Source organism: Nonomuraea wenchangensis (assembly GCF_900111685.1).
GTDB lineage: Bacteria > Actinomycetota > Actinomycetes > Streptosporangiales > Streptosporangiaceae > Nonomuraea > Nonomuraea wenchangensis.
The window spans coordinates 500,378-515,600 of sequence record NZ_FOHX01000003.1 but is presented as its reverse complement, the minus strand read 5'-3'; the positions used below and the strand labels follow the sequence as shown (position 1 = coordinate 515,600).

Sequence of the window (15,223 nt, the reverse complement as noted above, 5' to 3'; positions counted from 1 at the left end):
GGATTTTAGCGCTCGGGAATCGCCCCGGTCAGTACATTCTGATCACTTGTGCGGTCACCCGGCGGGCCTGGTGGGAGGCGAGGTAGGTGATCACCTCGGCCACCTCCTCCGGGCGGCCGACGGTGCCGATCGGGCCGTGCGCGCGGGCCAGGCTCTCCACCTCCTCGTTGATCCAGCCGGTGTCGGTGATCGGAGGGTGGATCATGTTGGCGGTGATGCCGTGGCGGCCCAGCTCGTGCGCCGCCGACATCGTGTAGCTCTCCTGGGCCGACTTGGCCGCGCCGTAGCTGACCTCGCCGGGGAAGCCGTGCGGCCCCTCGGAGGTCAGGCCGATGACGCGGCCCCAGCTCGCGCCCCTGGCGACGTGCCGCCGGGCGAACTCGGCGATGAGCAGCGCGGGCGCGCGCACGTCCACCGCGAACTGGCGGTCGTGCGTCGCCGCGTCCACCTGCCGCGTCGGGCGGCCGAAGCCGTCGTGCTCCTGCGCCGAGAAGGTGTCGGCGATCCAGCCGCTCGCGTTGTTGACCAGGATCTCGACCGGGCCGAACGCCGACTCCGCCAGGTCGAACAGCCGGCCGGGCGTCTCCGGGTCGGCGAGGTCGGCCTCCGCCGACTCCGCCCTGCCGCCCGCCTCGCGCACCCGCGCCACGACCTCGCCTGCGTCGCGGGCGCGCAGCCGGTCGTACGCCTCGGGATAGGCCGGATGCTTCAGCGGGTCGAGCCGTTTGTACGTCAGGAAGACCGCCACACCCTGGGCCGCCAGCGCGATCGCGGCCGCCGCCCCGATGCCCTGATTGGCGCCGGTGATCAACGCGACCTTTCCAGTGAGGCGAGGATCGATCATAGTGACCATCATGCACGTCGCGACCGACCGTCTGCTGAGCCGTTTCCTGGAGGCCGTGGAGCCCGCCGTCCCCCTCGTCGCGCTGTGGGCCCACGGGTCGCTGGCGAGCGACGACTACCAGCCTGGCCGCAGCGACCTCGATCTCGTCGCGGTCGTGGACAAGCCGGTCACGATGGAGCACTGGCGGCGGATCAAGGCCGTGCACCGCGGCCTGGACCTGCCGCTGGCGGACCGGCTGCACTGCTCGTACATGCCGCGCCAGGAGCTGGCCGATCCGTCCGCCGAGCACGTGACGTGGGCGCACGAGCAGATCTTCCGCCGCCCGGTGACCCCCGTGACCCGGCGCGAGCTGCACGTGAAGGCGCTCGAACTGTACGGTCCGTCGCCCGCCGGGCTGCTGCCGCCGGTGTCGGACGCCGAGCTGGCCGAGTTCGTCCGTACGGATCTGCGGGACTACTGGCTGGAGAAGACGCGCGGGCGGCGGCGCTGGCTGCATGACATCTGGGTGGACCTCGGCACGGTGACGGTCGCGCGGGCCGCGGTCACGCTCGCCGACGGGCGGCTCATCACCAAGCGGGAGGCCCTGGACCTGCTGCCGGGGATGGGGGCGCCCGAGCTCGTGGTGGCCGACGTGCGCGCCCGCAGGTACGGCACGCCGCGCACCCCGCTCAGCCGCTTCCGCCGGGCCAAGCTGGCCCGCGCGTTCATCCGGTCGGCGATCAGGAAGACCCTGGCCTGAGCAGCACGGTCAGGCGGGTCAGCGCCTCGATGATCCGGTCCGGGGTGAGGCCGAGCCGGGTGCGCTGGTGGCCGTACACCTCGGGGGCGAGGGGGGCGAGCAGCACCTCCACCAGCGCGTCCGGGTCGGGGGTGCCGGCCGCCACCAGCAGGGCCCGTACGTGGGCCCGCCAGAAGCCGTACGCGCCGGTCTCGAAGCGCGAGCGGCCCACCTCCGTGCCCAGGACCAGGTGGGCGTGGTCCTCCAGCAGGCGCACCATCGCGGCGTAGAAGGCGGCGAGCCGGTCGGCGGGGGGCGCGCCGGGGCCGAGCGGCGGTTCGCCGCGCAGCAGTCGTTCCTGGAGCTCGCGTTCGTGCTCGTCGAGCAGCGCGACGGCGATCGAGGCGCGGTCGGGATAGCGCCGGTAGAGCGTGCCCCGGCCGACGCCGGCCTTCTTGGCGATGTCGTCCATCGTCACGTCCTGGGGCGGGCGCTCGGCGAAGAGCGCGGCGGCGGCCTCCAGGATCCTGGCGCGGTTGCGGGCGGCGTCGGCTCTCTCCATGCGCCCATTGTAGGTGGACACGGCGTCCGGTTATAGTGAAGTGGACACAGCGTCCACATAGCTGAGGAGATCCACGATGCTGCTGCACCTGGACGCCAGCGCGCGTCGGAACTCGTTCTCGCGCCTGCTGTCCGCCGAGTACGCCGGCGCCTGGCGCGCCGCCCACCCCGACGCCGGCTACACCTACCGCGACCTCGCCGCCCGCCCCGTGCCGCACATCGGCGAGGCGTGGACGGAGCTGTGCGACCACGTCCTGGAGCACGGGATCACCGACCCCGCCCGCTACCCCGAGGCGGTCCGCACCCCCGCGCAGAAGGCCGCCTGGGCGATCGTCGAGCCGCTGCTCGCCGAGGTCGTCGCCGCCGACGTCGTGCTGATCGGCACGCCGATGTACAACTACTCGATCCCGTCGTCGCTCAAGGCGTGGCTCGACCAGATCACCTTCCCCAAGATGTCACTGGCCGGCCGCTCGTTCGTGGTGACCGGCGCGCGGGGCGGCGCGTACGGTCCCGGCACCCCCCGCGAGCCGTACGACCACGAGGAGCGCTACCTGCGCGACTTCCTCCGGGGCCACTTCCAGGTCGAGGACGTGACGTTCATCCACGCCGAGCTGGTCAACGCCCGCCTCGACCCGGCGCTCGCCCACCTGCGGGCGCGGCACGAGGAGTCGCTGGCCGCCGCCCGCGCCCAGGTCCGCGCCCTGGCCCTCACGGAGGCGGCGCGGTGAGCTGGCTCGTCCTGCTGCTGGCCGGGCTGGTGGAAGTGGCCTGGTCGCAGAGCATCAAGCCGACCCAGAACTTCACCCGCCCGCTGCCCACGCTGGTCAGCCTGCTGCTCATGGCCACCGCCGTCTGGCTGCTGTCGCGGGCCATGAACACGCTGCCGGTCGGCACCGCGTACGCGGTCTTCACCGGCATCGGCGCGGTCGGCGCGATCACGCTGGGCGTGGTGCTCCACGACGACCCCGTCTCGGCGGGGCGGATGGCGGCGCTCGCGCTGATCGTGGGAGGGATAGTGTTGGCCCGGATCACGGCCTGACACAGGGAAGGGCGAACGATGGTGGACATCAGGAAGTCGTACGTGATCGCCGCGACGTCGGCGGTGTCGCTGCTCGAGGAGCCGGCGGTGTCGGCGGCCTGGGACAAACCGAGCGCGCTCACCGAGTTCAGCGTGGCGGGGCTGGCGGGGCACCTGGCGCACCAGATCGTCCGGGTTCGCGACGTGCTCGACTCCGACGGCGCCGGCCACGAGCCGATCGAGCTCCTGGAGCACTACTCGCGCTCGCCGTGGGTGGAGGCGGGCCTCGACCACGAGACCAACGTCGGCATCCGGCGGGGCGGCGAGGCCGCCGCGGCCGACGGCCCGGCCGCGCTGATCGAGCGGACGCGGGCGCTGCTCGACGCGCAGATCACCGCGCTGCCCGCCGAGCCCGCCGACCGGGTGGTCCACGTGAAGTGGTCCGGCTGGGCGCTCACCCTGGACGACTTCCTGCTCACCCGCCTGGTGGAGCTGGTGGTCCACGCCGACGACCTGGCCGCCAGCGTGGGCGTCGAGACGCCCGCGCTGCCGCCGGAGGTCATCCGGCCCGTGGTCGAGCTGCTGGCCCGGCTGGCGGTGCACCGGCACGGCGCGACGGCGGTCATCCGCACGCTGAGCCGGGCCGAGCGCGCCCCGGCCACCATCAGCGCGTTCTAGAAGTTCACGCGGTCACCAGGCGCAGGGCGGCGGCCACCTCGCGGCCCGACAGCGCCCGCTCGGGATCGAGCAGCCACTGGGACAGGAAGCCAGTGAGCAGCGCCTGGTAGAGCGCCCCGGTCAGCCGGGCGTCCTCGGGACCGGCGCCCGGCTCGCCGCCGCCGAAGAGCTCCGCGAGCCCCTCCTGGGCGTCCCGGTTCGCGGCGGCGAGCTGCTCGCGCACCTCCGGCAGGTGCTCGACCTGGCCCAGGAGTTCGAGCTGCGTCACCCAGAGCGGCCGCAGCCGCGCGAACGACTCCAGCACGCGGTCCCAGACGACGGCGAAGCGCTCCAGCCCGTCCGCGCCCGGCTCCACCTCGGCCGACAGCGTCGTCGCCAGCTCGTCGCCCCACTCCCGCATGACCTCGAACAGCGCCTCGTTGAGCAGCGCCTCCTTCGACTTGAAGTGGTAGCCGATGGCCGCGAGGCTCACGCCCGACGCTTTCGCGACGTCGCGCGCCGTGGTGCGGGTGTAGCCCTTCTCGACCAGACACCGCTTGGCGCCCGCCAGCAGGTCCTCCCTGTTTCCCATGCCAGAAGACTAGCACAATCGTCCTAGACAAGCGTCTAAGACAGTTGTACTGTTTCCGGCATGGCGAACATCCTCATCTCCGGCGCGAGCATCGCCGGCACGTCCGCGGCCTACTGGCTGCGCCGGCACGGCTTCACCGTCACCGTGGTCGAGCGGGCCCCCGCCGTCCGCGCCGGCGGCTACAAGGTGGACCTCAGGGGCGCGGCGCTGCGGGTGATCGAGCGCATGGGGATCATGGACGCGGTCCGCGCCCGCGCCACGGACATGCGCGTCGCCACCCACTACGACGCCGACGGCGAGAAGGTCGCGACCATGGACGCCGACCTGTTCGGCGGGCGCACCGGCGACGACGTCGAGATCATGCGCGGCGACCTCAACGAGCTGCTGTACGAGCTGACCCGCGACGAGGTCGAGTACGTCTTCGACGACTCGGTCACGGCCATCGCCGAGGACGGCACGGTCACCTTCGAGCGCTCCGCCCCGCGCGTGTTCGACCTGGTCATCGGGGCCGACGGCGCGCACTCCAACGTCCGGCGGCTGGCGTTCGGGCCGGAGGAGGGCTTCGTACGCCACCTCGGCCACTACATCTCGATCTGCTCGGTGCCCGACCCGCTCGGTCTGGACCGCGAGGAGGCGGTGCACGCGGCACCCCGCCGCACCGCCAACGTCTACAGCACCCGCCAGGACGACGGCGTGGCCAGGGCCATGTTCATCTGGTCGTCACCGCCGCTCGCCTACGACCACCGGGACGTCGAGCGGCAGAAGGAGCTGCTGGGCGCGGCCATGTCCGGGATGCGCTGGGAGGTGCCGCGCCTGCTCGACGCGGTGCGCGAGGCCGACGACCTCTACTTCGACGCGGTCTGCCAGATCCGCATGGACCGCTGGTCGAAGGGGCGGGTGGTGCTGCTCGGCGACGCGGCCTACTGCGCCTCCCCCGCCTCGGGGCAGGGCACGAGCCTGGCGGTCGTGGGGGCGTACGTGCTGGCCGGCGAGCTGGCGGCGGGCCGCGGCCCGGAGGGCTACGAGCGGGAGCTGCGCGACTTCGTCACGGCCAACCAGGCGCTGGCGGACGCCAACCTCAAGGGCATGGTCATCCCGTCGCGGTTCGCCCTGTGGTTCCAGCTCGCGATGATCCGGCTGATCCCCCGCCTGCCGGGCCGCGACCGCATGGTGGAGCGCGTCGCCGGGCCGATCCGCCGGGCGGCGAACGCCATCGGGCTCAAGGATTACATGGAATGAACCATTCCGTTCTGCTATTATGAGAGCAGAACGTTCCGTTCCGAATTATGGGGGTCTCAGCATGACCGTTCTCGTCACCGGCGCCACCGGGACCGTCGGCCGGCTCGTCGTCGAGGAGCTGCTCGCCGCCGGGCAGCGGGTCCGCGCCCTGACCAGGAACCCCGCCACCGCCGCGCTGCCCGAGGGCGTCGAGGTGGTCGCGGGCGACCTCGCCCGGCCCGCCGAGCTGGCCGGCGTCTTCGACGGCGTCGAGGCCGCGCACCTCATCAACTTCGCGGGCGACGACTACGCCCCGCTCCCCGACGGCGCCGCGCTGGTCGGGCTGGCCGCCGAGGCGGGCGTGCGGCGGGCCACCGTGCTCGGCGGGCGCGAGGACGGCGAGCTGGAGCGGGCGCTCGCCGGCAGCGGCATCGAGTGGACGCTGCTGCACCCGGTCGAGTTCATGTCCAACACGCTGCGCTGGTGGGCCGAGACGGTCCGGACCGAGGGCGTCATCAAGGAGCCGTTCGGCGACCGGCTGAGCGCGCTGGTGCACGAGCGCGACATCGCCGCCGTCGCCGCGACCGTGCTCACGGAGGGCGGGCACGGCGGGCGGACGTACGTGCTGACCGGCCCCGAGGCGATCACGCTCAGGGAGAAGGTCGCGATCCTGGCCGCCGCCGTCGGCAGGGACGTGCGCTTCGTCGAGCTCACCGTGGACGAGGCCCGCGCCAAGTGGCGCGCCGACGGCATGGGCGAGGAGACCGTCGAGTTCCTGATCGGCGCGCTCGGCCACACGCCGGAGGTCGGCTACACCGTCGTCCCGACCGTCAAGGAGGTCACCGGCCGGGACGCCAGGAGCTTCCGTCAGTGGGCCGAGGAGAACGCCGCCGCCTTCCGCCCCTGATCGACGACCTCAGGGTAGGCCGGGACCGGCGTCTTCCGCCCCCGCAGGTGGCGGTCGAGGAAGGCCGCGAGGTGATCACGGGTGATCCGCAGCGCCCGCGCGCCGTCGAGCTCCTGAGCGGGGATGCCGAGCGGAGGCCGGAGCACGGCGTAGTCCACGAAGGCGGAGTGATCGGTGCCCGCGATCGTGATCCACTTCTTCGGACCCTTCAGGTGGGCCCAGGACTTCTTCCACGAGTCGTCGCTGCCGTCCCAGGCATGCGTACGCGGGGAGCCGATCAACAGGAACGGCCGGTCCAGGCGCTCGACCGGCGGGATGAAGGTGCCGTCCAGGTTGGCGCCGGCCTTGATCCGGCGGTCCTTCGCCAGGACGGCGGCGGCGCTGTTGCCGCCCATCGAATGGCCGGCCACGGCGATCCGCGAACGGTCGACGGACCGGCCCCAGCGCGCCGCCGTCAGCTCGTCGAGGACGAAACTCACGTCCGCCGCCCGCCCGGCCGCGACGACGGCGCCGTCCTGGCCGGGGACGCAGGCGAGACACGAGGTCGTACGGCCGTCGGGGAACGTGGTGGCGACCGACTCGTAGGTGTGCTCGACGGCCGCGACCAGGTAGCCCCGGCTCGCCAGGTCCTCGCCGAGCGAGGTCAGGGTGGCGCGGGGGAAGGTGAAACCGGGCGAGAGGACGACGAGCGGATGGCGGCCCGCGCGGACGGCGGCGCCCCGCCCGGCGTGGGTCCTGACCCGGGTGAGCGCGTCCGGGGGGACGTCGCGGTAGGGGGCGAGGACCGCGGCCGACTCCTGCGGGCTCAGATAGCGCGCCCGCTCGCCGCTGTCGCGCCGGGCCGGATACCAGAGGGTGACCATCAGCTCGCGCCGGTCCGCCTCCGGGTTCCAGGGGTCGGGCCGGCTCTCGTCCACCAGGTGCAGGTCGGTCGTGCCCACGGGCAGCGGGCCGGTGGGCTCCGGCAGCGCGAGGTCCGCCTGCGGCGGCACCGCGACCAGGGACAGGGCGGTCAGAATCTTCAGCATGGGAGCCAATCTGGCGGCGGGAGCCGCCGGGGCGTGCGCCCCGATCGTCGATCGCCGCCCCCTACTTTCGTCGTAAAGCCTCTTCCGGCCGGGCCCCTACGCTGGTGGCATGCGGTTCGTCCTGCTCGGCGCGGCCATGTTCGGGCTCTCCCTGTTCGTCCTCCAGGGGCAGGCGGGGGCGCCTTCCGGGCTCCCGCTGCCGGCGGAGCTCGCGGTCGCCGCGGCGGCCGGGCTGGCCGCGTGGTGGACCCGGCGGTCCTGGTGGCCCCTCGCCGCCGTGGCCGCCGTCGGCCACGCCTTGCTCCTGCTGTGGCCGCCGCTGCTGGCCGCCTCCTACCACGCGGGCCGCGACCTGGTCAGGGGCCGGGACGTCGCGGCCTACCTGGGCGGCTGCGCGGCCGTGTTCGGGGCGTCCGCGCTGGTGGGGGCCTGGCACGACGGCGTGCGGGAGGTCCTGGCGGCCACCCCCGGCAACGCGCTGTTCATGGCGCTGGCCGTGGTCGGGCTGCCGTTCGCGCTGGGCCTGTGGACGCGGGCCCGCCGCGAGCTGCGCCGGCGCGCCGAACGCGAGCAGATCATGCGGGCCGAGCAGGTGAGGGCCCAGGAACGGGCCCGCATCGCCAGGGAGATGCACGACGTGGTCGCCCACCGGGTCTCGCTGATCGTGCTGCACGCCGGGGCGCTGGAGGTGCGTACGGGCGACGAGGAGGCCGCGCGGACCGCCGCGCTCATCGGCGGCATCGGCCGCGAGGCGCTGGCGAACCTGCGCGACGTGCTCGGCGTGCTCCGCGCCACCGACCGCGCCACCGATTGGGCCACCGACCGGGCCACCGATTGGGCCACCGACCGGGCCACCGACCGGGCCACCGATCGGGCCACCGACCGGGCCACCGGCCGGCCGCGGGCGGAGGAGGTCGCGCCGCCGCCCACGTTCGCCGACCTCGACCGGCTGCTCGACCAGTCGCGCGCGCTCGGCGTCGAGGTCGTCAGGCACGACGAGGGCGAGGCGCGGGAGGTGGAGCCGGCGGTGGCGCGGACCGCGTACCGGGTGGTGCAGGAGGCGCTCACCAACGTGCACCGGCACGCCGCCGACGCCCGCACCGACGTGCGGGTCCGCTACCGGCCGGAGGCGCTGGAGGTGGAGGTGCGCAACCGCGCCCCCGGAGCGCCGCCCGCCGGGCTGCCCGGCGCGGGCTGGGGGCTGGTCGGCCTGCGCGAGCGGGTCGAGCTGCTCGGCGGCACCCTGCGCACCAGCGCGCAGGACGACGGCGGTTTCCTGGTCGCGGCGAGGATCCCCGCGTGATCCGGGTCCTGGTCGCCGACGACGAGGAGCTGGTGCGCTCCGGGCTCCGGCTGATCCTGGAGGCGGCCGGCGACATCGCCGTGATCGCCGAGGCCCGCGACGGCGCCGAGGCGGTCTCGGCGGCGGCGCGGCTGCGCCCCGAGGTCGTGCTCATGGACGTGCGCATGCCCGGCACCGACGGACTGACCGCCGCCGCCAGGCTCCTCGCCGCCCCCAGCCCGCCCAAGGTGGTCATGCTGACCACGTTCGACCTCGACGAGTACGTCCACGAGGCGCTGCGCCTCGGCGCGGTCGGCTTCCTGCTCAAGGACACCCCGCCGAGGGAGCTGGCCGCGGCCGTCCGCACGGTCGCGGCCGGCCAGGCCATGCTCGCCCCGTCGGTCACCAGGCGCCTGCTCGCCTCCTACGCCGGCCGCGCCCCGTCCAGGGCCGAGTCCGCCCGCCGCCGCCTCGCCGCGCTGACCGATCGCGAGGAGGACGTGATCAGGGCCCTGGCCCGCGGCCTGTCCAACGCCGAGATCGGCCGCGAGCTGCGGCTGACCGAGGCCACGGTCAAGGCGCACGTCAGCCGGGTGCTGGCCAAGCTGGGCCTGGCCAACCGGGTCCAGGCGGCCATCCTGGTCCACGACGCGGAGCTCGGCTAACCGGTCACTTCCGCGTAGTGGCAGGCCGCCCGCGCCACGGCGTCGGCGGGCAGGACGGCCGGCGGCTCGGAGCGGCACCTGCCGTCCACCCCGGCCTCGGCCGCCCGCCCCGAGGCGAGCACCTGGCAGCGGGCGTGGAAGCGGCACCCGCCGGGGATCCGGGTCGGGTCCGGCGGCTCGCCGGTCAGCACCACCCGTTCCGGCGACTCCGGCAGCACCGACAGCAGCGCCTGCGTGTACGGATGCCGCGGCGCGGTCAGCACCTGCTCGACCGGCCCCGACTCGACGATCCTGCCGAGGTACATCACGGCGACCCGGTCGGCGATGTTCCACGCCAGCCCGAGGTCGTGCGTGACGACCAGCGCCGACAGCCCCAGCTCGGCGCGCAGCCGGAGCAGCAGCGCCAGGATCTCACCGCGTACGGAGGCGTCCAGGGAGGCCACCGGCTCGTCGGCGATCAGCACCTTCGGGTCGAGGGCCAGCGCGCCCGCGATCACCACGCGCTGCCGCTGCCCGCCGGACAGCTCGTGCGGATGGCGCAGGAAGAACCGGTCCGGCGGCCGGAGCCCGGCGTGCGACAGGGCCGTGGACACGACCTCCCGCTCGTCGGCCAGGCCGTGGATGCGGGGGCCCTCGGCGACGGCCTCGTACACGGTGTGGCGGGGGTTGAGCGAGCCCATCGGGTCCTGAAGGACGAGCTGGACCTGCCGCCGGTACGCCTTGAGCGCCCGCGCCCGGTAGTCGAGCGCGGCCCCGTCGAAGCGGACCTCGCCGGCGGTGGGGCGTTCGAGGCCGAGCAGGGTGCGGGCGAGCGTGGTCTTGCCGCAGCCCGACTCGCCGACCAGCGCGACGATCTCGCCCTTGCCGATGGCCAGGTTGACGCCGTCCACGGCGCGCGCCCTGCGGCCCCGCGAGCTGAACTCCACGCGCAGGTCGCGGGCCTCCAGCAGGGTGGGCCGCGAGGTCTCGACCGCCTCGGCGGGGGTCTGCGTCTCGGTCATGAGGCATCCTCCTTCGCCCGTACGTGCACGCAGGCCGCGACGCGGCCGGGACCGGCCGGCCACAGCTCCACGTCGGTGCTCGCGCACTCCGGCAGCGCCACCGGGCAGCGCGGGTGGAAGGCGCAGCCGGTCGGGAGCTGCATGGGGTCGGGCGGGTCGCCGCCGAGCCCCTTGGGCGCCATGCGCGAGGCCGGGTCGCCCACGGTCGGGAACGCCGCCGCCAGCGCCTTGGCGTACGGGTGCCGCGGGTCGTGGAAGACCTGCGCGGACGGGCCGTGCTCGACGACGCGGCCGGCGTACATGACCGCGAGCTGGTCGCAGACGTCGGCGAGCACCGACAGGTCGTGCGAGATCATGATCAGCGAGATGCCGTGCTCGGCGACCAGCTCCTTGATCAGCGTCAGGACCTGCGCCTGGACCATCACGTCGAGCGCGGTGGTCGGCTCGTCGGCGATGATCAGCCGCGGCGAGCAGGCCAGCGCCATCGCGATCATGACGCGCTGCCGCTGCCCGCCCGACAGCTCGTGCGGGTAGCTGCGCGCCCGCCAGGCCGGCAGGCCGACCTGTTCGAGCAGCTCGGTCACCCGCTTGCGGGCGCCCTCGGGCTTGGCCAGGCCGTGGACGAGCAGCGGCTCGGCGATCTGGTCGCCGATCCTGCGTACGGGGTTGAGCCCGTGCTGCGCGCCCTGGAAGACGATCGACGCCTCCGCCCAGCGCACGGCCCGCAGGCGTCCCCACTTCATGGCGGCGATGTCCTCGCCGCCGAGGAGGATCCGGCCGTCGACGCGCGCGTCCCCGGGCAGGAGCCTGAGCAGCGCCATGGCCAGCGTCGACTTGCCGGATCCCGACTCGCCGGCGACCCCGAGCGCCGCCCCGGAGTCGAGGGTCAGTGACACGCCGCGCACCGCGGGCACCTCGCCGGCGGCGATCCGGTACGTCACCGACACGTCATCGAGTTCGAGGAGACTCACGCCTTCCTCCTGAGCTGGGGGTTGAGCACGGCCTCCAGCGCCCGCCCCATGAGGGTGAACGCCATGACGACGATGAGGATGGCGAGGCCGGGGATGAGGATGTACCACCAGGCCGCGTTGGTGGCGGCGCCGAAGTCGTAGGAGGCGCGCAGCATCGTGCCCCAGGACGTCTTGTTGGCGCTGGCGCCGAGGAAGGCGAGCGTGGACTCGGTCACGATCGCGCTGGCCACCTCCAGCGTGGTGCTGGCCAGCAGCAGCGGGGCCACGTTGGGCAGCACGTGCCGGGTGGTGATGTGCCAGTGCCCCGCGCCGAGCGCCTTGGAGCGCTCGATGTAGGGGCGGGCCTCGACGGCGAGCGTCTGGGCGCGGATCAGCCGGGCGGTCGAGGGCCAGGTCGTGATCGCGATCGCGGTGACGATCGTCAGCGTGCTGCCGCCCAGGATCGCCGCCAGCACCAGCGCCGTCACCAGCGACGGCAGCACCAGGAACCAGTCGGTGACCCGCATGAGCGCGCCGCCGAGCCAGCCGCGGAAGTGCCCGGCGGCGACGCCGACGACCAGGCCGATGACCACGCTGAGCAGCGCGGCGAGGAAGCCGATGAGCAGCGACGTGCGCGAGCCCCACCACACCATGAGCAGGATCGAGCGGCCCGACTCGTCGGTGCCGAACGGCTCGGCGAGGCTGGGCGGCGCGAACTTCTGGCCGGTGCCCTCCACGACGCTGGTCACGTTCTCGCTGATGAACAGCGGGGCGACGAGCGCGAGCAGCACGGCGACCAGCAGGATCACCGCGCCGGCGAGCCCGGCCCGATGGGTGCGGAAGTCGGCCCAGAAGCGGCTCAGCGCGAGGCGGCGCCGCGTCGCGGCGAGGCTCGTCATGCCGACCTCACTCTCGGGTCGAGGATGTGGTAGACCACGTCGGCCAGGGTGTTCATGAGGATCACGGCGACCGTGATCAGCAGGAACGTGCCCTGCATGAGCGTGAAGTCAGGCACCCGCACCGCCTCGTAGAACAGCTGCCCGAGGCCGGGCCAGGTGAAGATGGTCTCGACGGTGACCGCGCCGCCCACGACGAACCCGATCCGCATGAACACCAGCGTCACGGTCGGCAGCAGCGCGTTGGGCACGGCGTGCCGCCGCCGTACGTCGTCGTCGCGCAGCCCCTTGGCCCGCGCCACGGTGACGTAGTCCTGCCCGACCTCCTCCAGCAGCGACGAGCGCATGACGAGCAGGTACTGGGCGTAGACGACGGCGACCAGCGTCAGGCAGGGCAGCACCATGTGCGAGGCGACGTCCAGCACGTACGCGAACCCGTCGGGCGCGTCCACGCTCTCGATGCCCCGGAACGGGAACAGCCCGGGGATCGGCCCGATGCCGACGCCGAGCACCATCATGAGCAGCAGTCCGAGCCAGAAGGTCGGCACCGACCAGAGCACCAGCGACACGCCGGTGGAGAAGCGGTCGAAGCGGGTGCCGTGCCGCCAGCCGGCGCGGGTGCCCTGCCAGATGCCGAGGCTGACCGCGATGACCAGCCCGGTGCCGGCGAGCAGCAGCGTCGGGCCGATGCGCTCGCCGATGAGGTCGAGCACGGGCCGCTTGTACTCGTAGGAGGTGCCGAGGTCGAGCCGGAGGGTCTTGCCGACGAAGTCGAAGAACTGGTCGATCAGCGGCTTGTCCAGGCCCAGCCGGCGACGTTCCAGGTCGAGCTGCGCAGGGGTCATGTTGCGGCCCTGCGCCAGGTTGCGTACGGGATCACCGGGAAGCATGCGGAAGAGGAAGAACGTCCCGACGATCACCATGGCGATGCTGAACAGCGCCCCGCCTGCCTTGGACGCCGCGTAACGCAGCGTGCCACGGCGGGCGGGGCTGTCGTCCGCGGAGCCCGCCGCCTGGACGGCGGGCTCCGTTGACTCGAGCGGTGTGGTCATTCGCGCTCGTCTGCGGTGCTCTTGCGCCGCCTGGTCAGGAAGAAGGCACCGAGGCCGAGGACCACCACGACGCCGACGATCCCGGCGATGAGCCCGGTGTTCGAGCCGCTCTCGCCGCTCGCGCCGGCCGCGGCCGCGGCCTTGACGTCCACGGTGTAGAACGGCCAGTAGCCGCTGCCGCCGTAGAGCAGGCCCTTGTCCTCGGGGATCGGGGTGATGCTGGTGACCCGGTCCTTGCGGTAGCCCTCAAGGTCGTTGGTGTAGTAGATGGCGATGATCGGCGCCTGGGTGTAGAGCCGCTCCTGCATCTGCTTGATCAGCTCGACGCGCTTGGGCCGGTCCAGCTCCTTGAGCTGGTCCTGGTAGAGCTTCTCGAAGGTGTCGTCGCAGAAGAACGACTCGGTGCCGCCGCCCTCGCCGTTCGGAGCGGGCCGCCGGCTGCACAGGTGCGTGGCCAGGACCTCCTCCGGGTCGGGGTTGACGGACCAGCCGCTGATCGCGATGTCGAAGTTGCCGGTGGTGCCGGTCTCCTCGGTGAACTTGCTGGAGTCCAGCTTGACCGTGGTGACCGTGATGCCGACCTCCTTGAGGAAGGCGGTCAGGTATTCGGCGAGCTTGTCCTCGACCGGCGTGTCGGTGTGGATGGTGAAGCGGAACTCCAGCTTGCGCTTGCCGTCGGGCATCGTACGGACGCCGTCGGAGCCCTTCTTGTAGCCCGCGTCGTCGAGGATCTGGTTGGCCTTGGCGGGGTCGTAGGTGACCTTCTCCTCGCCGGTGGCCTCCCAGAACCAGTCCTTGTACATCGGCGGCACGATCGAGCCGTCGGCGGGCTTGGCCAGGCCGTTCTGGACCTCGTCGACCAGCTTCTGCTTGTCGATGGCGTAGTGCACGGCCTGGCGGACCTTGACGTCCTTCAGCGCCGGGTGGCCGTCGCCGACGGCCTTGTCGTCGGTCGTGGTGGCGCCGTGGTTGACCTGCAGGTAGGCCGCGCGCCGGCCCTGGGTGTTCCAGGCCTCGATGTTCGGGTCGTTCTGGATGGCCTCGAACTCCTGCGGGGACATCCGGCCGAGCAGGTCGATGTCACCCTTCTTCAGGCCCGCGATGGCGGCCTGCGGGTTGTCGTAGAAGATGACCTGGAGCTCGTCGATCTTGGGCTTGCCCCGCCAGTAGTTGGGGTTGGCCTGGAGCTTGACGTACTGGTCCTTCTTGTGCTCGACCGCGATGTACGGCCCGCTGCTCACCGAGGGGTACTTCTCGGAGTCGTAGTTGGCCATGTCGGTGACCGACTCCCAAGCGTGCTTGGGCATGATCGGCACCGGGTTCTCCAGCATGGACGCCTGCGGCGCCTTCAGCTTGATGACGAGGTCCTGGCCGTTGGCCGTGACGGTCTCGAAGTTCTCCACCGCGGGGCCGTTCGCCGTCTTGGCGGCCTCGTCGGTCATCATCTTGTTGAACGTCCAGGCGGCGTCGTCAGCCGTGATCGGCTGGCCGTCGGACCACTTCGCCTGGCGGATCTTGAACGTCCAGGTGAGCCCGTCCTCCGACGTCGTCCACGACTCGGCCAGGTCGGGGCTGGGCGCCAGGGTCTTGGGGTCGGGCACCGTCAGGAAGCCGTACATCCAGCGGTGGATGGAGGTCGAGACCAGGCGGACCGCGAGGAACGGGTTCATCGAGTCCATCGACTGCGTCGCGCCGACCCTGAAGATCTTCTTCCCCGCCGCCGGTTCCTGCGCAAGGGCCGCTGTGGTGCCCTGACCTGCTACTAATACCGCCACGCCCAGCGCTACGAAGCGCGCGAGCCATTTCCTCATGAGTGCCTCACCTTCAGGCGGGG

17 protein-coding genes are annotated in these 15,223 nt (G+C 72.8%); 8 read left to right on the top strand and 9 right to left on the bottom strand.

Going from position 1 to position 15,223, the window contains the following annotated elements; all coding sequences use genetic code 11:
* Positions 1 to 28 precede the first annotated feature (28 nt).
* Positions 29 to 844, bottom strand: coding sequence for an SDR family NAD(P)-dependent oxidoreductase (locus tag BMW85_RS11105; RefSeq protein ID WP_091080138.1), 816 nt, complete (start codon positions 842 to 844; stop codon positions 29 to 31).
* A 10-nt stretch (positions 845 to 854) separates the two neighbouring features.
* Here BMW85_RS11105 and BMW85_RS11100 point away from each other — a divergent pair, with 10 nt between their 5' ends.
* Positions 855 to 1,583, top strand: coding sequence for a nucleotidyltransferase domain-containing protein (locus tag BMW85_RS11100; RefSeq protein WP_091080703.1), 729 nt, complete (start codon positions 855 to 857; stop codon positions 1,581 to 1,583).
* Here BMW85_RS11100 and BMW85_RS11095 read toward each other — a convergent pair.
* Positions 1,564 to 2,124, bottom strand: coding sequence for a TetR/AcrR family transcriptional regulator (locus BMW85_RS11095; RefSeq protein WP_091080136.1), 561 nt, complete (start codon positions 2,122 to 2,124; stop codon positions 1,564 to 1,566). The two genes, BMW85_RS11100 and BMW85_RS11095, sit on opposite strands and share 20 nt — an antisense overlap.
* Positions 2,125 to 2,200: 76 nt before the next feature.
* Between BMW85_RS11095 and BMW85_RS11090 the strand changes: the two genes are divergently transcribed.
* The 3 genes from BMW85_RS11090 to BMW85_RS11080 are packed head-to-tail and all read left to right on the top strand — an operon-like array spanning position 2,201 to position 3,819.
* On the top strand, positions 2,201 to 2,851 hold the full coding sequence (locus tag BMW85_RS11090; RefSeq protein ID WP_091080133.1) for an FMN-dependent NADH-azoreductase: 651 nt from the start codon (positions 2,201 to 2,203) through the stop codon (positions 2,849 to 2,851).
* On the top strand, positions 2,848 to 3,162 hold the full coding sequence (locus tag BMW85_RS11085) for a DMT family transporter (RefSeq protein WP_091080131.1): 315 nt from the start codon (positions 2,848 to 2,850) through the stop codon (positions 3,160 to 3,162). Before BMW85_RS11090 ends, BMW85_RS11085 begins: the two co-directional genes overlap by 4 nt.
* Before the next feature lie 18 nt (positions 3,163 to 3,180).
* On the top strand, positions 3,181 to 3,819 hold the full coding sequence (locus tag BMW85_RS11080) for a maleylpyruvate isomerase N-terminal domain-containing protein (RefSeq protein ID WP_091080128.1): 639 nt from the start codon (positions 3,181 to 3,183) through the stop codon (positions 3,817 to 3,819).
* Positions 3,820 to 3,823: 4 nt separating this feature from the next.
* On the opposite strand, the gene BMW85_RS11075 is transcribed toward BMW85_RS11080, so the two are convergent.
* Complete coding sequence (locus BMW85_RS11075) at positions 3,824 to 4,390, bottom strand: TetR/AcrR family transcriptional regulator (RefSeq protein WP_091080125.1); 567 nt, start codon at positions 4,388 to 4,390, stop codon at positions 3,824 to 3,826.
* A gap of 60 nt (positions 4,391 to 4,450) precedes the next feature.
* On the opposite strand from BMW85_RS11075, the gene BMW85_RS11070 reads away from it, so the two are divergent.
* Both BMW85_RS11070 and BMW85_RS11065 read left to right on the top strand, forming a co-directional pair.
* The gene (locus tag BMW85_RS11070; RefSeq protein ID WP_091080122.1) at positions 4,451 to 5,629 is read left to right on the top strand and encodes an FAD-dependent monooxygenase; all 1,179 of its coding nucleotides are present in this window, start codon (positions 4,451 to 4,453) and stop codon (positions 5,627 to 5,629) included.
* A 61-nt stretch (positions 5,630 to 5,690) separates the two neighbouring features.
* Positions 5,691 to 6,515, top strand: a complete 825-nt coding sequence (locus BMW85_RS11065; protein WP_091080119.1) for an NmrA family NAD(P)-binding protein — start codon at positions 5,691 to 5,693, stop codon at positions 6,513 to 6,515.
* Here the strand turns inward: BMW85_RS11065 and BMW85_RS11060 are convergent.
* Positions 6,476 to 7,543 carry an alpha/beta hydrolase family protein gene (locus BMW85_RS11060; RefSeq protein ID WP_091080117.1) on the bottom strand — a complete coding sequence of 356 codons (1,068 nt, stop codon included), beginning with the start codon at positions 7,541 to 7,543 and terminating at the stop codon, positions 6,476 to 6,478. The two genes, BMW85_RS11065 and BMW85_RS11060, sit on opposite strands and share 40 nt — an antisense overlap.
* Before the next feature lie 109 nt (positions 7,544 to 7,652).
* Between BMW85_RS11060 and BMW85_RS11055 the strand changes: the two genes are divergently transcribed.
* Positions 7,653 to 8,846 (top strand): sensor histidine kinase, encoded by a 1,194-nt coding sequence (locus BMW85_RS11055; RefSeq protein WP_091080115.1) that lies wholly within the window; start codon positions 7,653 to 7,655, stop codon positions 8,844 to 8,846.
* Positions 8,843 to 9,490 carry a response regulator gene (locus tag BMW85_RS11050; RefSeq protein ID WP_091080112.1) on the top strand — a complete coding sequence of 216 codons (648 nt, stop codon included), beginning with the start codon at positions 8,843 to 8,845 and terminating at the stop codon, positions 9,488 to 9,490. The genes BMW85_RS11055 and BMW85_RS11050 overlap by 4 nt, the downstream gene beginning before the upstream one ends.
* Here the strand turns inward: BMW85_RS11050 and BMW85_RS11045 are convergent.
* Genes BMW85_RS11045 through BMW85_RS11025 form a run of 5 tightly spaced genes read right to left on the bottom strand, consistent with a single transcriptional unit; the run spans position 9,487 to position 15,200 of the window.
* The gene (locus BMW85_RS11045; RefSeq protein WP_091080109.1) at positions 9,487 to 10,491 is read right to left on the bottom strand and encodes an ABC transporter ATP-binding protein; all 1,005 of its coding nucleotides are present in this window, start codon (positions 10,489 to 10,491) and stop codon (positions 9,487 to 9,489) included. The two genes, BMW85_RS11050 and BMW85_RS11045, sit on opposite strands and share 4 nt — an antisense overlap.
* On the bottom strand, positions 10,488 to 11,462 hold the full coding sequence (locus tag BMW85_RS11040; protein ID WP_091080107.1) for an ABC transporter ATP-binding protein: 975 nt from the start codon (positions 11,460 to 11,462) through the stop codon (positions 10,488 to 10,490). The genes BMW85_RS11045 and BMW85_RS11040 overlap by 4 nt, the downstream gene beginning before the upstream one ends.
* Positions 11,459 to 12,340 (bottom strand): ABC transporter permease, encoded by an 882-nt coding sequence (locus BMW85_RS11035; RefSeq protein ID WP_091080104.1) that lies wholly within the window; start codon positions 12,338 to 12,340, stop codon positions 11,459 to 11,461. Before BMW85_RS11035 ends, BMW85_RS11040 begins: the two co-directional genes overlap by 4 nt.
* Entirely contained in the window at positions 12,337 to 13,389 is a 1,053-nt protein-coding gene (locus BMW85_RS11030; RefSeq protein ID WP_177240606.1) for an ABC transporter permease, read from the bottom strand. The genes BMW85_RS11035 and BMW85_RS11030 overlap by 4 nt, the downstream gene beginning before the upstream one ends.
* Positions 13,386 to 15,200: an ABC transporter substrate-binding protein gene (locus tag BMW85_RS11025; RefSeq protein ID WP_177240605.1), complete on the bottom strand. Its 1,815-nt coding sequence runs from the start codon at positions 15,198 to 15,200 to the stop codon at positions 13,386 to 13,388. The genes BMW85_RS11030 and BMW85_RS11025 overlap by 4 nt, the downstream gene beginning before the upstream one ends.
* Positions 15,201 to 15,223 lie beyond the last annotated feature (23 nt).